This window comes from Mesorhizobium sp. (genome assembly GCF_004962925.1).
Lineage (GTDB): Bacteria > Pseudomonadota > Alphaproteobacteria > Rhizobiales > Rhizobiaceae > Mesorhizobium.
In genome coordinates, this window is sequence record NZ_SUEO01000013.1 from 34,141 (window position 1) to 51,625 (window position 17,485).

Annotated in this window: 19 protein-coding genes and 2 tRNA genes; 8 read left to right on the forward strand and 13 right to left on the reverse strand. The window is 61.8% G+C overall.

All coding sequences use genetic code 11. The annotated features are described in order from the left end of the window. The 5 genes from E5W87_RS05385 to E5W87_RS05405 all read right to left on the reverse strand — a co-directional run. On the reverse strand, positions 1-1,133 hold a 1,133-nt coding region (locus E5W87_RS05385), incomplete at its 3' end, for an anion transporter (RefSeq protein WP_292394736.1). Positions 1,134-1,688: 555 nt separating this feature from the next. Continuing rightward, the gene (locus E5W87_RS05390; protein ID WP_292394738.1) at positions 1,689-1,889 is read right to left on the reverse strand and encodes a hypothetical protein; all 201 of its coding nucleotides are present in this window, start codon (positions 1,887-1,889) and stop codon (positions 1,689-1,691) included. A 75-nt stretch (positions 1,890-1,964) separates the two neighbouring features. Continuing rightward, positions 1,965-2,264 (reverse strand): DUF1236 domain-containing protein, encoded by a 300-nt coding sequence (locus E5W87_RS05395; RefSeq protein WP_292394740.1) that lies wholly within the window; start codon positions 2,262-2,264, stop codon positions 1,965-1,967. A gap of 442 nt (positions 2,265-2,706) precedes the next feature. Continuing rightward, positions 2,707-2,991, reverse strand: a complete 285-nt coding sequence (locus tag E5W87_RS05400; protein ID WP_292394742.1) for a DUF982 domain-containing protein — start codon at positions 2,989-2,991, stop codon at positions 2,707-2,709. 368 nt (positions 2,992-3,359) lie between these two features. Beyond that, positions 3,360-3,815 carry an SgcJ/EcaC family oxidoreductase gene (locus E5W87_RS05405; RefSeq protein WP_292394744.1) on the reverse strand — a complete coding sequence of 152 codons (456 nt, stop codon included), beginning with the start codon at positions 3,813-3,815 and terminating at the stop codon, positions 3,360-3,362. Between the two features lie 107 nt (positions 3,816-3,922). Between E5W87_RS05405 and E5W87_RS05410 the strand changes: the two genes are divergently transcribed. Continuing rightward, positions 3,923-4,186 (forward strand): hypothetical protein, encoded by a 264-nt coding sequence (locus E5W87_RS05410; protein WP_292394746.1) that lies wholly within the window; start codon positions 3,923-3,925, stop codon positions 4,184-4,186. 70 nt (positions 4,187-4,256) lie between these two features. Here E5W87_RS05410 and E5W87_RS05415 read toward each other — a convergent pair. After that, positions 4,257-4,333: transfer RNA gene (locus E5W87_RS05415), tRNA-Arg, on the reverse strand. Between the two features lie 58 nt (positions 4,334-4,391). After that, a complete protein-coding gene (locus E5W87_RS05420; RefSeq protein WP_015318428.1) occupies positions 4,392-4,697 on the reverse strand; it encodes an ETC complex I subunit in 306 nt (101 codons plus the stop codon). Between the two features lie 253 nt (positions 4,698-4,950). Between E5W87_RS05420 and E5W87_RS05425 the strand changes: the two genes are divergently transcribed. From E5W87_RS05425 to E5W87_RS05435, 3 genes are all read left to right on the forward strand, one after another. Further along, entirely contained in the window at positions 4,951-6,081 is a 1,131-nt protein-coding gene (locus E5W87_RS05425; RefSeq protein WP_292394749.1) for a multicopper oxidase domain-containing protein, read from the forward strand. Next, positions 6,078-7,265, forward strand: a complete 1,188-nt coding sequence (locus E5W87_RS05430; protein ID WP_292394750.1) for a ZIP family metal transporter — start codon at positions 6,078-6,080, stop codon at positions 7,263-7,265. The genes E5W87_RS05425 and E5W87_RS05430 overlap by 4 nt, the downstream gene beginning before the upstream one ends. Positions 7,266-8,535: 1,270 nt before the next feature. Next, a tRNA-Pro gene (locus E5W87_RS05435) sits at positions 8,536-8,612 on the forward strand. Positions 8,613-8,743: 131 nt separating this feature from the next. Here E5W87_RS05435 and E5W87_RS05440 read toward each other — a convergent pair. Beyond that, the gene (locus E5W87_RS05440; RefSeq protein ID WP_292394752.1) at positions 8,744-9,571 is read right to left on the reverse strand and encodes an alpha/beta hydrolase; all 828 of its coding nucleotides are present in this window, start codon (positions 9,569-9,571) and stop codon (positions 8,744-8,746) included. A gap of 129 nt (positions 9,572-9,700) precedes the next feature. Here E5W87_RS05440 and E5W87_RS05445 point away from each other — a divergent pair, with 129 nt between their 5' ends. Continuing rightward, positions 9,701-10,702: a GlxA family transcriptional regulator gene (locus E5W87_RS05445; protein WP_292394754.1), complete on the forward strand. Its 1,002-nt coding sequence runs from the start codon at positions 9,701-9,703 to the stop codon at positions 10,700-10,702. A gap of 271 nt (positions 10,703-10,973) precedes the next feature. On the opposite strand, the gene hdaA is transcribed toward E5W87_RS05445, so the two are convergent. From hdaA to E5W87_RS05460, 3 genes are read right to left on the reverse strand one after another with little or no spacing between them, the layout of a single operon-like run. Then, positions 10,974-11,678 (reverse strand): DnaA regulatory inactivator HdaA, encoded by a 705-nt coding sequence (gene hdaA / locus E5W87_RS05450; protein ID WP_292394756.1) that lies wholly within the window; start codon positions 11,676-11,678, stop codon positions 10,974-10,976. Between the two features lie 5 nt (positions 11,679-11,683). Further along, positions 11,684-12,883 (reverse strand): AI-2E family transporter, encoded by a 1,200-nt coding sequence (locus tag E5W87_RS05455; protein ID WP_292394758.1) that lies wholly within the window; start codon positions 12,881-12,883, stop codon positions 11,684-11,686. After that, entirely contained in the window at positions 12,855-13,412 is a 558-nt protein-coding gene (locus E5W87_RS05460) for a CDP-alcohol phosphatidyltransferase family protein (RefSeq protein ID WP_292394770.1), read from the reverse strand. The genes E5W87_RS05455 and E5W87_RS05460 overlap by 29 nt, the downstream gene beginning before the upstream one ends. A 257-nt stretch (positions 13,413-13,669) precedes the next feature. Between E5W87_RS05460 and purM the strand changes: the two genes are divergently transcribed. Genes purM through E5W87_RS05475 form a run of 3 tightly spaced genes read left to right on the forward strand, consistent with a single transcriptional unit; the run spans position 13,670 to position 15,982 of the window. Then, positions 13,670-14,734 (forward strand): phosphoribosylformylglycinamidine cyclo-ligase, encoded by a 1,065-nt coding sequence (gene purM / locus E5W87_RS05465; protein ID WP_292394761.1) that lies wholly within the window; start codon positions 13,670-13,672, stop codon positions 14,732-14,734. After that, the gene (gene purN / locus E5W87_RS05470; protein WP_292394763.1) at positions 14,731-15,441 is read left to right on the forward strand and encodes a phosphoribosylglycinamide formyltransferase; all 711 of its coding nucleotides are present in this window, start codon (positions 14,731-14,733) and stop codon (positions 15,439-15,441) included. Before purM ends, purN begins: the two co-directional genes overlap by 4 nt. A 25-nt stretch (positions 15,442-15,466) precedes the next feature. Next, the gene (locus E5W87_RS05475) at positions 15,467-15,982 is read left to right on the forward strand and encodes a histidine phosphatase family protein (protein WP_292394772.1); all 516 of its coding nucleotides are present in this window, start codon (positions 15,467-15,469) and stop codon (positions 15,980-15,982) included. Between the two features lie 89 nt (positions 15,983-16,071). Here the strand turns inward: E5W87_RS05475 and E5W87_RS05480 are convergent, their stop codons facing one another. Both E5W87_RS05480 and E5W87_RS05485 read right to left on the reverse strand, forming a co-directional pair. After that, positions 16,072-16,341 carry a DUF680 domain-containing protein gene (locus tag E5W87_RS05480; protein ID WP_292394765.1) on the reverse strand — a complete coding sequence of 90 codons (270 nt, stop codon included), beginning with the start codon at positions 16,339-16,341 and terminating at the stop codon, positions 16,072-16,074. 368 nt (positions 16,342-16,709) lie between these two features. Continuing rightward, positions 16,710-17,396, reverse strand: coding sequence for a DUF2270 domain-containing protein (locus E5W87_RS05485; RefSeq protein ID WP_292394766.1), 687 nt, complete (start codon positions 17,394-17,396; stop codon positions 16,710-16,712). Positions 17,397-17,485 lie beyond the last annotated feature (89 nt).

Consider the following 17,485-nt stretch of genomic DNA (forward strand, 5'->3'; position numbering starts at 1 on the left):
TTGCCGGAGGCCCGCGCGTGCTCGGCGACAATCAAATTGGCGACCGAGCCAAGCAGCGTGAAATTGCCGGCCAGCGTCGAACTCATGGCGACGACCAGCCAGGCGCGCTCAGGGTTTTCCAGGCCGGGTATGAATGGCCGCAGCGCCAGCACGGCCGGAACATTGCTCATAATGTTGGACAGCACTGCGGTGAAGCCGGACAGCCGCCAGACATCGTTCAGCCCGAGGTTTTTTGCCGAGGCGATGATGTCGGGCGTGAGCAGCGTCTTCTCGGCGCCGGCGACGACGATGAACAGGCCGGCGAACATGAACAGCAGCGGCCCGTCGATCTCGCGGTAGATGCGCGCCGGCTTGATGGCGCGGGTCACCAGAAGAATGGCGCCGCCGATGAGCGCCGCCTTGGCGACCGGCACGCCGGCAAAGAAAGCGATCGCCAGCCCGATGCAAACGACCACCGCCTTCAGCACCTGTCCCGGCAGCATGCGGCCGCGATAGACTTCGGGGCTGAGTTCGGTCTTGCGCGCAAACTCGGCCCGATAGACGAGGCGCACGATGACGATGACGGCGACGAGGCCAAACAACGCGACCGGCGCCAGGGCCGCCGAGAAGGCCGGATAGGAAATCCCCGACAGCGTACCGATGACCATGTTCTGGGGATTGCCGGTGATGGTGGCGACGCTGCCGCAATTCGACGCCGTGGCGGTGGCGATCAGGTAAGGAATGGGGTTGCGGTTGATGACACGGGTGACGTGGACGACGATCGGCGCCATGACCAGGCAGATCGCGTCGTTGACCAGGAACGCTGACAGAACGCCGGTCAGCAGCGTCACCATCACCAGGAGCATAAAGGGCGCGTGCGCATGCTCGATGGCGACGGCGCCGAGTGCACGAAAGGCGCCCGACACTTTCAGATGCGCTACGACGATCATCATGCCGAGCAGCAGCGTGATCGTGTCGAAATTGATCGCGCGGTAGGCGTCCTCCAGGCTGAGCGCGCCGATCGCGATCATCGCCGCACCGCCGAGCAAAGCAATGCCTGCCCGGTCGAGGCGCAAGCCAGGTATCCTGCCGATGGCGACGCCGGCATACGTCAGGACCAGGATCAGCAGTGCCGCCGCGCCCATCAATGTCATTCGTGGAAAGCCCCGTTTAGATCCGCCCTGCCCCGCCATTGGCGAATCGCCAACGCCTCTCTTCACTGCGGACATGGAATGAGCGCAAGCACAAGAGGTGCCCGCGACGTCGGCGAGCCTTATCTGCGAGGCGTGCGGACGATCGGTGATGCCATCGCGCGGCTGGAATTAATGAAGGCCGCGCCGACGTCGTTGCGCGTGCCGATCTCGCCCATCAGGGCGAATGCCGGCAATCCTGCCTCGCGCTCGAGCCGGCAATTCGAGCTCACTTTCGGTGGATTTGGTCTGCACATTCGCCGCACCTACCGCGCTCCCGGCGGGGTCGTGGCCAAGTGCGCGTGCTTATTGAAGATACCAATCTTGTCGGGATAGGTAATCCGGATCTCGCGTCCGCATCCCTCGCACTTGTAACGTGAAACGACCTGAAACCAGCTGCCGTTCTTGACGATGGCGAAGTTGCACTGCGGGCATTGGAAAGTCAGGCCAACAGCGAATAGGCTGGGAGAGAGGGACATTGCAGCGCTCCGCTTTTTGGAGAGCTTAAAGGCGGCTTGGTTAGTCCAGCACCTCGACGACGAAGGACGCGGCAATCAAATCGTCGGCATCGATTCTGCCCTTGCCGTCCTCCATGACGGCTGCGACCTTTCGAAAGGTCCTCAGTTCATTCTCGGTAATACGGGCGCCGCGCATCCTCTTGTCGAGGTCGGTCACGCGCATTCGGAGTGCCTTGGATGCCCCAATTTCACGGTTCGACACGATGATCACATTCCTCCGTTGCTGGCTGCCCGCCACACCTTTCGGCGCGGCGGGCTGTCCTCCCAGTCGCTTAGCTCATTCGATGACTTTGATGATCTTGCGTGTGCCCGGATCAACGACGACGGTCCGGTCGTCGACCACCACGTAACTGTATTTGGTGTCGGGAACTTCATGAAGCTCGACCGTATCGGGCAGGGCTGAGCCGATATTGAGCTCTACCCCAGGGATTTTCACCGATGCGAGCGGCTGCTTCTTCACATATTCCCTGATGACGGTCTCCTGCTCGGGCTCGATGATTACGTCCTGAGCGGCAGCAGCGCCGATACCTGCCAGCAGCAGAAACCCTGCGACTGCAGTGGAAAGACGCATTCTCATAGCTTTCTCCTTCGTGAGATCTCTTGCGCTGGACGGTATCCTCTTCGCGCCCGGTCCACCCAAACCTGAGGCGGCCGCAAACGTTCCTTGGCTGGGCTTCGGTCTGATCCGAGACAGGACCTAAGTCTCTGCTGTTTCGCCTAATAGGCCTGGGATCGCGCCACCCGGACGGCGGCTGCTCGTAGTCGTTTCTCGCTGTGAGGAGGCCATGGAAATAGTGTCCACCAGACCCACAGGTTGCTCGCTCCGGTCTTCGCCGTCTCCATCGCGTTCCTGACGATTGGACCGAAGAACGAAATAGAGATCTCCGCAGCTACGTCCCTTCCTGCGCTGATAAGGGACCACCCGCCATTCCTCGATTTGGCGGGTGGTCCGCAATCACGGCTGACTAAGTCCACCCATGGCATGTCAGTGGTTCATGGTGGCAAGGGCTGGCATCACCTCACATCAGATCCTCAGCAACCCCGTCGAATTTCTTGAGGCCCACGCTTGGAGGCTTCTGCTTATGAAGTCCCTGTTCAGTTGCGGCCGCCTCGAAGGCGGCGAACGCAGCTTGGGGACTGCAATGTCCGGCCAGGCACTCCTCGATCATGCGGATTGCTTCAAGTCGGGACGGCTTGTCCATGGTGGGCCATGGTTGCTGAAGCGCTTTCGCAGCGGCTGCTATCGACGCGACCACCATCGGCCTGTGATTCAGGTAGATTGTAATAGGAATGAACGCCGTCATTTTGTCGCCACCAGAATTGAAGGCGGTTAAACGCGAAGACCTGGCGGTGGTTGCATCATCGTGAATTCAGAGCGCCGATGCCCGATGCCATCGAGGCTGAATACGCCATGCTCGGTACCAACACGCAGGGACTGGACGTCCGAAGAGCCCTGATCGTTTCGGTTCCATGAACAAAGAAGCCCGCGCCCCACGGAGGGCAAGAACGCAGGCTGATCGGAGGGGATAATCCGATCTCGCAGCATTTCTATGTGCACAGGAAATATTGCTGCAGGAGGCGAACGTCTTGCCCGTGCCAGTGTTCCATACGGAGAAAAAAAGCCCGCCGCGCCTTTCGCCAAGGCGGTCGATGAAGGCCTGGATATCAATCCCTATTGGGCCGCACCTAAATTCCAGATGTCCCGGTGCAAGCGCCATGTCCCGTCGTCGCCCTTTTTCCACACGACGATGTACTTGCCCGCAACCGTGGAGATGGCGCCGTCTTTGCTCGGCACATCGAGCGTAAATGCGCCAACTTCGTAGGCGAGGTTCGCGCTCTCTTCCACTTCCAGCGCCTTCAGGGTGAGATTCTTCATCCCGCCTTTGATCGCGCCCTGCCAGAATTCTTCCACGCCCTTGCGGCCATCCACGCGCTTGCCGTCGGGCGGCAGCACGGCAGCATCCTCGGTGTACATTTGACCCACCGCCGCCGCGTTTCCGCTGTTGAAGGCGTCCGTGAATTTCGTCAGCGCCGCTTCGATGTCCTCGCGAGCCGACTGGGCGGCCGCAGACAATGCAGACGAAAGAAGCAGCACAGCAGCAAATGCAAATGGTTTAACCAGTCTCATCTCGTCCTCCCTTTGCGTGATATCCACCGGATGAATAGCGCCCAACCCGAGTGCGCCGCCGCGCCCGCGCGATGGCCAGATCATGACTTACATTAGGCTTATCTGATATGATGGCGCAAGACGCTCTCGACAACGGGCCAGCAAGCGACTGCCGTGGAACCTTTTCAAAGCCAAATGCCTTGGATCACGTCGCGCGTGCCGTAGGCAGCGCCAACCTCTTACCGGATTTCATCGATACGACGGCCGAGATCGGCGACCTCCTGATCGCGTGTACGGTTGCGCTCGTTCCTCGCTCGCAGATCAGCAATAGCAGCGTCGGTTCGATGCTGTCATTCTCCGCATGGAGCGAAACCCATGAAAAAAATCTGTAAACGGCCCTGTAAACGGGTCGGAATGCCATTCTCCCGAAGCGGGAATATGGCGCTATGTCTTTGAAAATATTGGCGATCCCGACAGGATTCGAACCTGTGACCATCGGCTTAGAAGGCCGGTGCTCTATCCAGCTGAGCTACGGGACCGCTGGGCCGACGCCAAGGGCCGGCTGAATTTTATGCGCTGGGGCCCGGCATCTACCGGTCAATGCGTCCAGGGCGTCCTGCGGTCATAGCGGAAATTCTCCGCATAGGAAATCTGGCGGCGCTTGGTTTCCTTCGGCTCCTCGACACGGAAGGCCAGCCCCTCTTTTTCGGCATAGGCCACCGCCTCTTCCCTGGTGTCGAAGGTGAGCCTGATCTGACTGCGCATGTCGCCCGACGTGGTGTAGCCCATCAGCGGATCGATTTTCTTGCGCATCTCGGGATCGAACTCCAGCACCCAGTGGCCAGTCTTGGCCTTGCCGGACTGCATCGCGGTTTTGGCTGGGCTGAAAATGCGCGCGGACATGGACACCTCGTTGCTACGTGCAAGCGGCACCGCCGCTGTATTCCCGTCATTACTGCGCAACGCAGCCGGCGGCAAGGCCGATGCCTTCGGCACGGCGGGGCACCGACGATGGTCGCGCTAGGATCATGGCAAAAAATTCACGCCCCGCCATCAGCTTGAACAGTTTGCCGCCACCCAGAAACTAAGCAATTGCTATATTAAACAGCTGACGCTATTATCGGCCAAACGAATGAATTCGAGGGAACAAGTTGGCATGGTCGATGTCGGTGTATGGTTGCGCGATCGGATAAGCCGACGTTCCGTCCTTACAGGAAGTCTTGCTGCCGTCGGCGGCACGGCGATCGCTGCCCGCAGCGCGCTCGGTCAGTCCGCCTCGCATACCGATCACGACATGGCGGCGGCCGCCACCGATCCGGCACCTCATCACATGAATGCGCATGGCGCGATGGTCACCGTCGGTGAGGTGGACAACGCCGCCAACGGTTTTGATCCGATCCTGATGCTGACCGATTGGGAACGAGGGACGGTCTCGGTTCTGCCCGATGGGCGCACGCTCAGGACGTTCGAGATGACGGCTGTGGACAAGACGATCGAGATCGCCCCGGGCGTGACTTTCCCGGCGTGGACGTATAACGGCCGCGTGCCGGGTCCGGCGCTGCGCGCCAAGGAAGGCGAGCGCATTCGAATCATCTTCAGGAACAACGGCTCGCATCCGCACTCGATGCATTTCCACGGCATCCATGCCGCCCGCATGGATGGAATTCCCGGCGCCGGGCTGGTCGATCCGGGTGGCGAGTTCGTCTACGAATTCGAGGCCAAGCCCTTTGGCTGCCATCTCTATCACTGCCACGCCTTGCCGCTGAAGAGGCACATCCACAAAGGCATGTATGGTGCCTTTGTCATCGACCCGGATCCGGATCGCCGCCCCGATCATGCGGAGATCGCCCGGTCACGGCTTCTCGACACGCCGGAGAATGCCGGCTGGCAGGAACTGGTGATGGTCATGAACGGGTTCGACACCAATTTCGACGAGGAGAACGAATTCTACGCCGCCAACACCATTGCCCACGCTTATGCCAAGACGCCGATCCGCATCGTGCGAGGCAAGCCGGTGCGCATCTACCTGGTCAATGTGCTGGAATTCGATCTCATCAACTCGTTTCACCTGCATGGGAATTTCTTCGACTATTTCGATCAGGGCACGACGCTGACGCCGACCTTGAAGACTGTCGACCTTATCATCCAGTGCCAGGCCCAACGCGGCATCCTGGAATTCACCTTCGCCGAGCACGAACCGGGCCTCTATATGTTTCACGCGCATCAAAGCGAGTTCACCGAGCTCGGCTGGATGGGCATGTTCGACGTCGTCGAGGCGCTGGCATGAACAAGGTCGTCACCATCGGTTCACCGGCAAGGTCGCGCAACCACTGGCTGTGGATCGGCCTGCCTCTCGCAGCACTCGCCATTGCGGTGGCTTGGATCATCGCCGTCAATCCGCTGCAAGGATTGTCAAACGGCGCGCCCGCCGTCGAGAAACTGACCTTCGAGCGTGTTGTCCTCGATACATCAGGCCTTCATCTTCTTGTCAGGGCCGGCGGCGCCGAACCGATGACCATCGCGCAGGTCCAGGTCGACGGCGCCTACTGGCAATTCACGCAGGATCCGCCAGGCACCATCGCGCGTGCTTCCACTGCGTGGATCAATCTGCCTTTCCCGTGGGTTCTGGGCGAAACACACACGGTCAACCTGGTAACCAACTCAGGCATCACCTTCGAGCATTTGATCGAAGTTGCCGTGCCGACGCCGACCGCCACTGCGGGACAGCTCAAGCTGCAGGGACTGGTCGGCATCATCGTCGGCGTGCTGCCTGTCGCCATTGGCCTCATGTTTTATCCAGCGCTGCGCGGTGTCGGACAGAGCGGCATGAACTTCCTGCTGGCGCTGACCATCGGGCTGCTTGCTTTTCTGCTGGTCGACACGATCGAAGAATCCTTCGACCTTGTCGTAACCGCAGCCGCTGTATTCCAGGGGCCGGTCATGGTGGTGCTGGCGGGTCTGGCCAGCTTTCTTGTCCTGATGGCGATCGGGCGGCGGCGCGGCACGCCGACAGGGCTGGCGTTGGCCACCTATATCGCGCTCGGCATCGGCCTTCACAATCTCGGCGAAGGCCTTGCCATCGGCGCTGCCTTCGTGGCCGGCTCGGCGAGCCTCGGAACCTTCCTGGTGCTCGGCTTCGCGCTGCACAATATTACCGAAGGCATCGGCATTGCCGCCCCGATCCTGAAGGAGCGGCCGCCGCTGTGGACGTTCGCCGGCCTGACCTTGCTCGCCGGCGGGCCTGCGGTTCTCGGCATGTGGCTCGGCAGCCTGGCCTATGCGCCGCAATGGTCGGCGCTGGCGCTTGCCATCGGCGCCGGCGCGATCCTGCAAGTCATCGTCGAGGTTGGTGCCTATCTGATGCGCCGCAACCAGAAGGGCCTCGACACCTTCTTCACGCCGCCGGTCATGGGTGGGCTGGCGGCCGGCGTCGCCTTCATGTACGCGACGGCCGCTTTCATAAAGGTCTGACCGGACAGGAGCCTGGCTACTGAGGTCGCTAGATCGATTGTCAGGAGGCCATGGAGCCAAGCTTTCAGGCGATCGTCGTTTGCATACTTAAAGCAGGCTGGACACCAGGGCGGATCATGCGATCGCTACGCCGGCTGATCGCGGCAGACGCAAAAGGAAAATGCCGAGGTCGAGGCGCAGCGCGCGCTCGCACGCGCCACGATGCGCGCGGGGAAGGCGTTCTAGTCTGCCCGTGCAGCAGGCGGCATAACAAAGCTTGCAACCGGGAACAACCACTCAACGACTCGCGTTTCTTGCGAAGGCCCGCTTCTTTTGCACGGGCAGCGGGCATCGAAGGCTTGCAAATGCCGCGCCGGCGTTTCAATCGCACCCGCCTCAGCCCTTACGATTTGGCTATTTGTGAACGCGTGTTTGATCAGGTTTGCGCAGATGAACACATTGACCCTTTAAGCCGGGATGCCGAAGCCTTAGCGATGACGATTGTCGCAATCTTCCGAAACATTACTACTAATGAGCGCGAGCTGCTGGAGGAAGTTAGGTCTCTTCGTCGCTCAAAGGGCGCAGAGAAGGAGCACTAGCTGGCGGCGTTCCGAGGAGAATTGTTCTAGTCCCGCGTTGGCACAGCCGGATTGGCATCTGAATTGCCCTTTGAGACTCGCCAGAGTGTAGCCACAGCGCTTGCGAAGGGGATGGAAATGGGCTTAGCCGTAGACTTGTCTGATGTTGCGCTCACATTCGAATGTCCGGATTGCTCGCATCCGGCGGTAAGGAAGGGCTCTGCGCTAAGAACGATTGCGCACTTCAGATGTGACGGGTGCAACGCCAAGGTGCGGATCACTTATCCGCAGAAACTAGCGATCTTCGAAAAGCACAAGCTATTGGCCGCGCGAGGAGCGTTGCGATTGGTTAGCTAAGCCTTTTCCAGGTTGTCGGTCGCGCGGATTTCGATGAGAACAAGATGCAGAATTCTAAGGACGGTATCGTTGGTGACGGGCTAAGGATCGCTCAATTCAAGCAGCTTTCTTGCTGGCGAAGCGATTAATGTTCCAATCACCGCCGCCGACCTAATTGAACGCGAGCCTCGGTAGCGCCGCAGGGCGACAAGGCGCGCGGCTGCTTCATTTTCTATCCATGAGGAGCGCGATGAACAGCCGTAGCAGTTTTGGTGGGACTTTTCGTGCCACTCCCTGCCACTGTACGGCGTTCGTTCCGTTTTTGTCGTTTCGGGGGTTGCCTTCCAAAGCCCGGAACCCTATAGCCCGCACGGCATCGGAGTGTAGCGCAGCCTGGTAGCGCATCTGGTTTGGGACCAGAGGGTCGGGAGTTCGAATCTCTCCACTCCGACCATTCATTCATCGGAAATCATCGGCCATGCTGCCGGCGCACCTGCGCCGGGCAGCATCTGCGACTGGCGAAGCACGGAAGCGACCGACGGGCAGCCCGGGTTTTCGAGCGTGCCCGCCTGAAGCTCCGAAGCGTCAGCCTTGGATGAACGCCAGGAGATCCGGATTGATGATCTCCGGGTGGGTGGTGCACATTCCGTGCGGAAGGCCTTTGTAGACCTTGAGCGTGCCGTGCTTCACGAGCTTGGCTGCAAGCAGAGCGGAGTCGGCAATCGGCACGATCTGGTCGTCATCGCCGTGCATGATGAGGACAGGCACGTCGATCTTCCTAAGGTCCTCGGTGAAGTCGGTTTCGGAAAAAGCCTCGATACAGTCGTAGTGAGCCTTGGCTCCGCCCATCATGCCCTGGCGCCACCAATTGTCGGCGGCCCCTTGCGAGACTTTGGCGCCCTCGCGATTGAAACCGTAGAACGGGCCGGCCGGCACGTCCCTGTAGAACTGGGCGCGGTTGGCCACGAGCGCGGCACGGAAGCCGTCGAACACCTCGATCGGCAGACCGCCGGGGTTGTTGTCGGTCTTGAGCATGATCGGCGGCACCGCGCCGATCAGCACCGCCTTGGCGACGCGTCCTTCGCCACCGTAGCGGGCAACGTAACGCGCCACCTCGCCGCCGCCGGTCGAGTGGCCGATATGGACGGCATCTTTCAAATCCAGATGGGCAACCAGGGCTGCGACGTCGGCGGCGTATGTGTCCATCTCGTTGCCGGTCGCCGTCTGCGTCGACCGGCCATGCCCGCGCCGGTCATGCGCGATGACGCGATAGCCTTTGTCGAGGAAGAACAGCATCTGGTTGTCCCAGTCATCGGCGCTGAGCGGCCAGCCGTGATGGAACACGATTGGCTGGCCTGTGCCCCAATCCTTGTAGAAAATCTCGGTGCCGTCCTTGGTGGTGAATGTGCTCATCATCTTACTCCTTGATGTGGTTAGCTGAAGTGGTTGGAGGGAAGGTCCGTTCCTTCTGTGGACAAGCTATTGCAACGGGGTCATGGTGAGGATTGGCAAAACAGACATTGAACAAGGCAAAACTGACATATGGTTGCGGCGCGTGATCCGGTCGAAATCGGCCTCGTTTTGTATCCCGGCGTTCAGGAGGCGGCTGTTCTTGGCCTGACCGATCTCTTCCAGCTGGCCAACCGGCTGGCTGCCGAACGGTCGCCGGACGCGCTGAGGCTTCGTGTCAGCCATTGGCAGTGGCAGGAGGCGAGCCAAACGGTCATCCGCACCTTCGACAGCGAGCCCGGCCACGGCAATGGACCTGCCATGGCGATCTTGCCTCCGACCCTAGGCGATCCGATCCCTCGCGAGGCGGCCGCGCCCTATGCCGACTGGCTCAGCGCCCGCCATGCGGCGGGTGCGACGCTCGGCTCGGTCTGCGCCGGCGCCTTCGTGCTTGCCGAGACCGGCCTGCTGTCTGGTCGCGCTGCGACCACGCACTGGGCCTATCGCGACGCGCTGGCGACACGCTTTCCCGACATCCGGCTCGATGCCGACAAGCTGGTCATCGACGATGGCGACATCATCACCGCCGGCGGCTATATGGCCTGGACCGATCTCGGCCTAAAGCTTGTCGACCGGGTGCTTGGGCCGACCGTCATGATGGACACCGCCCGCTTCATGCTGGTGGACCCACCGGGACGCGAGCAGCGCTTCTACAGTCCCTTTGCTCCCAGGCTCAACCATGGCGACGAGGCCATCCTCAAGGTGCAGCACTGGCTCCAGGCGAGAGGCGCGCGCGATGTGACGCTTACCGCAATGGCGGAGCATGCCGGCCTGGAGGAGCGGACTTTTTTGCGCCGCTTTCGCCACGCCACCGGTCTCAAGCCGACCGAATACTGCCAGCACCTGCGCGTCGGCAAGGCGCGTGAGATGCTGGAAGCGACGACCCGATCAATCGACCAGATCGCCTGGGATGTCGGCTATGACGACCCCGGCTCCTTCCGCAAAGTGTTCGCCAGGATAGCCGGCCTGGTGCCGGGCGATTACCGCAGGCGCTTTGGCGTCGAACGTGCCGCCCTGCCCGGCGGTGGGATCTGAACGTGGCGGGTCGTGGCGATTCTTAACCGGGATGACTGGGCGGCCAACATTGAGATCGTCGTCGGTGCCCATCGGGACACTTTTTAAGACCACTCGTCGCTGCATAAAAGGCAAGCTCGCCGGGAAGAGAACCCCAACCGCCTCATCTCCCGGCGAGCCTACAACCTGATCTGATACGCAATCAGGACCGGGGTTAGCCGGCAAGGCTGACGTTGCAAGATGGATGCCAGTACTGATTTCCCGAAATGGGACACTGCCTGAGCCTGTCGTATCAGATCTCGAACTCGCCCTGCCCTTCATCCATGGCGCTGACGGTTTCGGCGGCGAGCGCCCTCGTGATCGGCGTCTTGCGCTCGAGCGCGGTGCGATCGAGCCGCTCCACCACCCGCATCGCGGTGGCGAGCGAGCGTTCGATGCGGCGCACCAGATATTGCACGACATGCGGCTCGACCTCGACCTGGCGGTCGGCGAACAGTTTGGTGACGACGCCGGCCAAAAGCAGATCGTCGGGCTCGTGGATCTCGACTGTCGCCGCCGCCTTCAGCCGCGAAGCGAGATCCGGAAGCCTGACGCCCCAGGCGGACGGAAAGCGCCGCGCGGTCAAGAGCAAGGCCGAGCCGGCCCCGCGCACCGCGTTGATCAGATGGAACAGCCCCTCTTCATCGACCGGACCGGCATCGACATCGTCGATCAGGGCCGGCCGCGCGCCGAGGCCCGCCATGCAGTCGCCGATGCGCTTAGCGTCGACTGCCACTGCGCCGGCGCGGGCGCGCCAGATCGACGCCAGGTGGGTTTTTCCGGAGCCTGCCGGACCGGCGAGCACGACCACCGGCGACGGCCACTCCGGCCAGCGATCGACCAGCGCCACCGCCTGGCTGTTGGTGCCGGAGACGACGAGCTCGTCACGCGAATAGCCGGTGCCGTGGCCGAGATCGAGCGGCAACTGACGCGGCGGGTCGATCTTGTTGTCCGGCATCTGGCTCAACTGCGGGGCCCACCGCTCCCACGGCGACGCGCCGGCAGCGGCGGGACAGGTTCGGTGCTGTGGCCCTTGTAGAGCGGCGACTGGAGATAGCGGGAAATGGCAAAGCGCACCAGAACCGCAACGGCGGCCGAGGCCGGCACGGCGATCAGCAGGCCAACGAAGCCGAACAGCGCGCCGAAGGCAAACAGTGAAAACATCAGCCACACCGGATGCAGGCCGACGCTTTTTCCCACCAGCCTCGGCTGCAGGATGTTGCCCTCGACGAACTGGCCGACGAAGAACACGCCGGCCACCGCTGCGATCATGGTCCAGTCCGGCCAGAACTGAACGAAGGCGACGCCTACGGCCAGCACCAGCCCGGTCAGCGAGCCGACATAGGGGATGAAGGAGATCAGCCCGGCGAACAGGCCGATGAGGATGCCGAAATTCAGGCCGGTCAACGTCAGGCCGGTGGCGTACATGGCGCCCAGCACCAGGCATAGCGTGCCCTGGCCGCGCACAAAGCCGGCGGTGGCGGTGTTGATGTCGTTGGCGATCGCCCTGACGGTCTTGACATAGTCGCGCGGCACCCAGCTGTCGACGATCGCCACCATGCGGTCCCAGTCGAGCAGCATGTAGAAGGCAACGACTGGTGTCACCACGAACAGGCTGACCACCGACACCAGCGCCACGCCGGAGCTCCAGATCGAGGTGAACACCGTGGTCAAAAGGCCGAAGCCGGAGGTCAGCAGCGAATTCAACCCTTCGCGCAGGCCATTGGCGTCGACGCCGAATTTCTCTTCCAGCCATCTCGGATCGAAGCTGGTGATCAGGGTCTGCAGCCGGGTCAGGTATTCCGGCAGCTTGCTGGCGAAATCGGCCATCTGCGAGGCCAGCACTGGAACGAGGATGACGAAAGCCAGCACCAGAACGACGATGAAGGCAAACAGGATGACAACCGTCGCCATCAGCCTGGACAGGCCGAGCCGCTGCAGCCGGTCGGCGACCGGGTCGAGGAAGTAGGCGAGCACCATACCGGCAACGAACGGCAAAAGGATGCCGCTGAAGACATAGAGGAAGACCGCGAGGATGATGGCGCTGATCAGCCAGAAGCGGATTTGGCGACGAAACACGCCGGACGCGACGGCATCGGCGGCGGCAGCCTCGGCTGCCGTGTCGATGTTCTGGTCAGGTGCCCGGTGTGGAGCCTTCGCCATAGCCGCTCATATGCCTCAGCCAAGCCACGAGATAGGCCGCGGCCGAAGCCACGGTCAAGACCCCGGACAGCAATATGAGCACCGGCCTGAGCGGGTCGAGATCGATGGCGAGGGCCAGTTCGCCCAGCACCACCGCCGCCAGCCCGATCTGTATGGCGGTGTTGGCCTTCGACACGAACAGCGGCTTCATCTCGACCGGGTGGGCCATGACGGTGGACAAAAGCACTGCGCAGACGATCAGCGCATCGCGCGACACCATGGTGACAACCAGCCACAGCGGCAATTCACCGATGAAGCCCAGCACCACGAATACCGAGACCAGCAGCAATTTGTCGGCCATCGGATCGAGATAGGCGCCAAGCTGCGAAAACTGGTTGAAATGGCGGGCGATGAAGCCGTCGACGCCGTCGGAAATGCCGGCGATGAGGAAGCCAGCGAAAGCCCAGTCCCAGCGCGCCTGCAGCATCGCCAGCACCACGCCCGGCACCAGCACGAAACGCATGATCGTGATCATGTTGGGGATGGTCAAACGCATGTCCCGTCGTTTCTATTTTAATGATACATGATGGAGATAGGACGCGACGGCAAGTGAGAGCGATGCAGAAGCTGCCAATCTCCCCCGCCGTGGGGAGATTGGCAGCCTTCAGGCTTTGCCAATCGCCAGTGTTGGAGATTTGCGTGAAGCCTCTGTCCACTCTTTTGTGATGCCGAAAGTGCCTAAGCCAGCCGTTATCCTTGCGAGGCGCAGTCGTTCATGCGAAGAGCCCCCGAAAGCAGGAAAAACTGATGAGCAAGCGCAAGAACGGGCTCACCTATGCCGAGGCGGGTGTCGACATCGATGCCGGCAATCTCATGGTCGAGAAGATCAAGCCGCTGGTGCGTGCGACTCGCCGGCCGGGCGCCGATGGCGAGATCGGCGGCTTCGGCGGCCTGTTCGACCTCAAGGCCGCCGGCTTCACCGACCCGGTGCTGGTCGCCGCCAATGACGGCGTCGGCACCAAGCTGAAGATCGCCATCGATGCCGGCAAGCACGACACGATCGGCATCGACCTCGTCGCCATGTGCGTCAACGACATCGTCGTGCAAGGCGCCGAGCCATTGTTCTTCCTCGACTATTTCGCCACCGGCAAGCTCGACCCCGACCAGGGGGCAGCGATCGTCGGCGGCATCGCCGAAGGCTGCCGGCAGGCCGGATGCGCGCTGATCGGCGGCGAGACGGCGGAAATGCCCGGCATGTATCACGGCAAGGACTATGACCTTGCCGGCTTTGCCGTGGGCGCGGCCGAACGCGGCCAGCTGCTGCCGACCGACGACATCGTCGAGGGCGACGTGCTGTTGGGGCTGGCCTCCTCGGGCGTGCATTCGAACGGCTTTTCGCTGGTCCGCCGCATCGTCGCCACCAGCGGCCTTGCGTGGACCGATCCAGCGCCCTTCAATGATGAGGCTACATTGGCCGAGGCGCTGCTCGAGCCGACCCGCATCTATGTCAAATCGATCCTCAAGGCGATCCGCGGCACGCATGGCATCAAGGCGCTGGCCCATATCACTGGCGGCGGTTTTCCTGAAAATATTCCGCGCGTCCTGCCGAAGGACTTTTCCGCAGAGCTCGACCTCGACGCCATCGAGGTGCCGCCGGTGTTCTCGTGGCTGGCGAAGACCGGCGGCGTGGCGCCCGAAGAGATGATGCGCACCTTCAATTGCGGCGTCGGCATGATCCTCGCCGTCGCCTCCGGCCAGGCCGCACAGGTCGCGGCCGTGCTGCAGGAGGCCGGCGAGACGGTGGCGCCGATCGGCCGCATCGTGCCGCGCCGCGACGCCGGCGTGATCTATCGGGGTTCGATCGGCCTATGAGCACGCGCAAACGCACCGTGGTGCTGATTTCGGGACGCGGCTCCAACATGACGGCACTAATCGCCGCGGCCAGCAACCCGGACTATCCTGCTGAGATCGTCGGCGTCATTTCGGACCGCGCCAATGCCGCCGGTCTCGGTATCGCCGCGGCGCGCGGCATTGCCACCAAGGTGATTTCGCGGGCTGACCATACCAGCAAGGAAGCGCATGACGGGGCGATCGACGCAGCACTTGTCTCGTTCGGCGCCGAGATCGTGGCGCTGGCCGGTTACATGCGTATTCTCGGCGCGCGCTTCGTCGAGAAATGGCTGGGACGGATGATCAACATCCACCCTGCCCTGTTGCCGGCCTTCAAGGGGCTGGATACGCATGCTCGTGCGCTGCGCGCCGGTACGCGCATCCATGGCTGCACGGTGCATTTCGTCACGCTGGACATGGATGACGGCCCGATCATCGCCCAGGCTGCCGTGCCGGTGATGGTCGGAGACAATGAGGATACGCTTGCCGCCCGCGTGCTGAAGGCCGAGCACCGGCTTTATCCGCTGGCGCTCGGGCTGGTCGCCGAAGGCAAGGCGCGAATGGAAGGCGGCCGCACCGTGCTTGCCCATTTCGCCGACGATGCCGACAACAGCACCTCCGTGGTGATGGCGCCCGATCCTCTGCGCGAGGAGACCGACCTCGAGCATCTGGCGCGCATAACGCCCTGAGCACGAGGAGGCTGGCATGGCGACAATGAAGCAACTTCTTCTTCTGCGTCATGCCAAGTCGAGTTGGGACGATCCTGACCTCATCGACTTCGACCGGCCGCTTTCCAGGCGCGGGCTGAAGGCCGCGCCGCTGGTCGGGCGCGAACTGGCCAGGCAGGGCTGGCTGCCCGACCTGGCGCTGGTGTCGCCGGCTCTGCGCAGCCGCGACACATGGCGGCTGGTCTCGGCGGAATTGCCGGCGAAAACGCCGGCCAAATTTGTCCAGGCGCTCTACGAGGCCAGTGAGGCAGACGTTCTCGCCAAAATACGGCAGGCAAATGCAGCAACAAGCACCCTTCTGGTGATTGGCCACAATCCCGGTCTGGAGGAATTCTCGCGCCGGCTTGCCAGCCCCGGATCGGATGCCGCGACACTCAAAAAGCTTGAAGAAAAATTTCCGACGGCGGCCCTTGCCCGCTTCGTTTTTGACGGCGACTGGGCACGGCTGGCCCTCGGCGATGCGCGGCTGACACACTGCGTTTGGCCGAAGGATCTGCGCTAAACGGGCGGCGCTGCAGGCTATGACCCGATATGCACAAACAAGAGCGGCGGGCAAAGCCCGCCGCTCTTTGAGTTCCGGAGCTTGAGGATTTAGCGGCCCCAGTTGCCCCGGCCAGATTGAGGCACCACAGGCTGATCCGTGCCGGACTGGCGCGTCGCATCGGTATTGACGGCATTGTGCTCGGTCGGGAGCAGCTTGCGGATCGAACCGGTGAACGTGTTGTCGACATTTCCAACAGGCGCATTGCCAATAGGCGCGGCCGGCTGGTTGACGCCGTCCGAGCCATAGTGGTCGCTGCCGGCAAAGGCGCTGCCTGTAGCAATGAGGATGGCAGCGGCGGTAAGAGCAATCTTGGTCATTTTCAGGTACTCCAGTATTTTCATGTTTTCAGTGTTATTGTCCGTCTAGTGGCGTGCCTTGGGAGGATCTCGCGTCGTTCGGACTACCCCGAGGTGGGTTGGCGATGCCGCGATTTCCAATCACGAAGATGTTCCGGCTAGGCCCGGAATCGGGTGCTTGAAATCCACCAAAAGGCTTCCTTCGCCACAATCTTTTGCATTCTTTTCAAATTGTTATGCGAATTTTCCTGCCGCGAGGTGCAGGCATTTGCTGAGCCGGCGTTCACCCAGTCCTGCACGCTGCGTCAACAGAAACGAACCGATCGGTTCGATTTCTCCACTGATGTGCAAATGAAATTTCGCAGAGCTACCGGCTTTGCGTTGCCGCTTTAGACGTGCACGTCACCAAAGGAGAGTTCGCCGTCGTCGCCAGCGACCAGGAAAGCCGTGACCAGCAGGCCGGCATAGAGAGCGGCGACCAGCACAACGATGGCCCCGCCGGGAATGGGCCCCAGGGCAGCGCTGGTGACGGCCTCGCGCACCGAACCGACAAAGCCGATGCGGACACCTTCGGTTAGAAGACTGGGAGTCGACAGTTTGAGGATCCAGGCCAGCAGCATGTGGATGTAGTTTCGACGCAGACGGCGCGCCAACGCCACTCGCTGCGAAATAAGGAATTTTGGAGTGCGCAGGCTTTCGCCGACGACCAACAGCCAATCGGACGCGAAGTCCGGCTGCGGCGAAATTATCTGCGCAAAATAGTGCCGTTCGAACTGGCGCACGCGGGCCCGGTAAACGTCGAAGAAGCGATATCGCCGCGCTTCTATCCACAGCAGCAACAGGACGAGCAACATGGCAAAAAGCAGCACGCCGTGATGCGCGCTGGCCGCCGAAAGCGAGACGGACAACATCGCCGCGACGACCGTTATCGCCCAATTGCTTGTCCGATCCAGGCGGTCGCGCCACCCCGTCATGCGCAAAATCTCGGCGCGATGAAAGTGCGACATCGTGGTTACGAGTTCGCCGGACGAAAGCGTTCTTCCAATGGGGTCCGGCGCTGCCAACGCTTCTGCCATCACCATGCCTCCACCCGCCACGCAAAAAACGGCTGGAGGGATATATCGTTCCGAGGCTTCAATTGGCCGCGCGCAGCCAGACCTTGTTG

Coding starts and splice junctions, on each gene's coding strand:
- E5W87_RS05395 (WP_292394740.1), bottom strand. CDS start 2,264: ATGAGAATGCGTCTTTCCACTGCAGTCGCAGGGTTTCTGCTGCTGGCA.
- E5W87_RS05400 (WP_292394742.1), bottom strand. CDS start 2,991: ATGACGGCGTTCATTCCTATTACAATCTACCTGAATCACAGGCCGATG.
- E5W87_RS05405 (WP_292394744.1), bottom strand. CDS start 3,815: ATGAGACTGGTTAAACCATTTGCATTTGCTGCTGTGCTGCTTCTTTCG.
- E5W87_RS05410 (WP_292394746.1), top strand. CDS start 3,923: ATGATGGCGCAAGACGCTCTCGACAACGGGCCAGCAAGCGACTGCCGT.
- E5W87_RS05420 (WP_015318428.1), bottom strand. CDS start 4,697: ATGTCCGCGCGCATTTTCAGCCCAGCCAAAACCGCGATGCAGTCCGGC.
- E5W87_RS05425 (WP_292394749.1), top strand. CDS start 4,951: ATGGTCGATGTCGGTGTATGGTTGCGCGATCGGATAAGCCGACGTTCC.
- E5W87_RS05430 (WP_292394750.1), top strand. CDS start 6,078: ATGAACAAGGTCGTCACCATCGGTTCACCGGCAAGGTCGCGCAACCAC.
- E5W87_RS05440 (WP_292394752.1), bottom strand. CDS start 9,571: ATGAGCACATTCACCACCAAGGACGGCACCGAGATTTTCTACAAGGAT.
- E5W87_RS05445 (WP_292394754.1), top strand. CDS start 9,701: ATGGTTGCGGCGCGTGATCCGGTCGAAATCGGCCTCGTTTTGTATCCC.
- hdaA (WP_292394756.1), bottom strand. CDS start 11,678: ATGCCGGACAACAAGATCGACCCGCCGCGTCAGTTGCCGCTCGATCTC.
- E5W87_RS05455 (WP_292394758.1), bottom strand. CDS start 12,883: ATGGCGAAGGCTCCACACCGGGCACCTGACCAGAACATCGACACGGCA.
- purM (WP_292394761.1), top strand. CDS start 13,670: ATGAGCAAGCGCAAGAACGGGCTCACCTATGCCGAGGCGGGTGTCGAC.
- purN (WP_292394763.1), top strand. CDS start 14,731: ATGAGCACGCGCAAACGCACCGTGGTGCTGATTTCGGGACGCGGCTCC.
- E5W87_RS05475 (WP_292394772.1), top strand. CDS start 15,467: ATGAAGCAACTTCTTCTTCTGCGTCATGCCAAGTCGAGTTGGGACGAT.
- E5W87_RS05480 (WP_292394765.1), bottom strand. CDS start 16,341: ATGACCAAGATTGCTCTTACCGCCGCTGCCATCCTCATTGCTACAGGC.
- E5W87_RS05485 (WP_292394766.1), bottom strand. CDS start 17,396: ATGGCAGAAGCGTTGGCAGCGCCGGACCCCATTGGAAGAACGCTTTCG.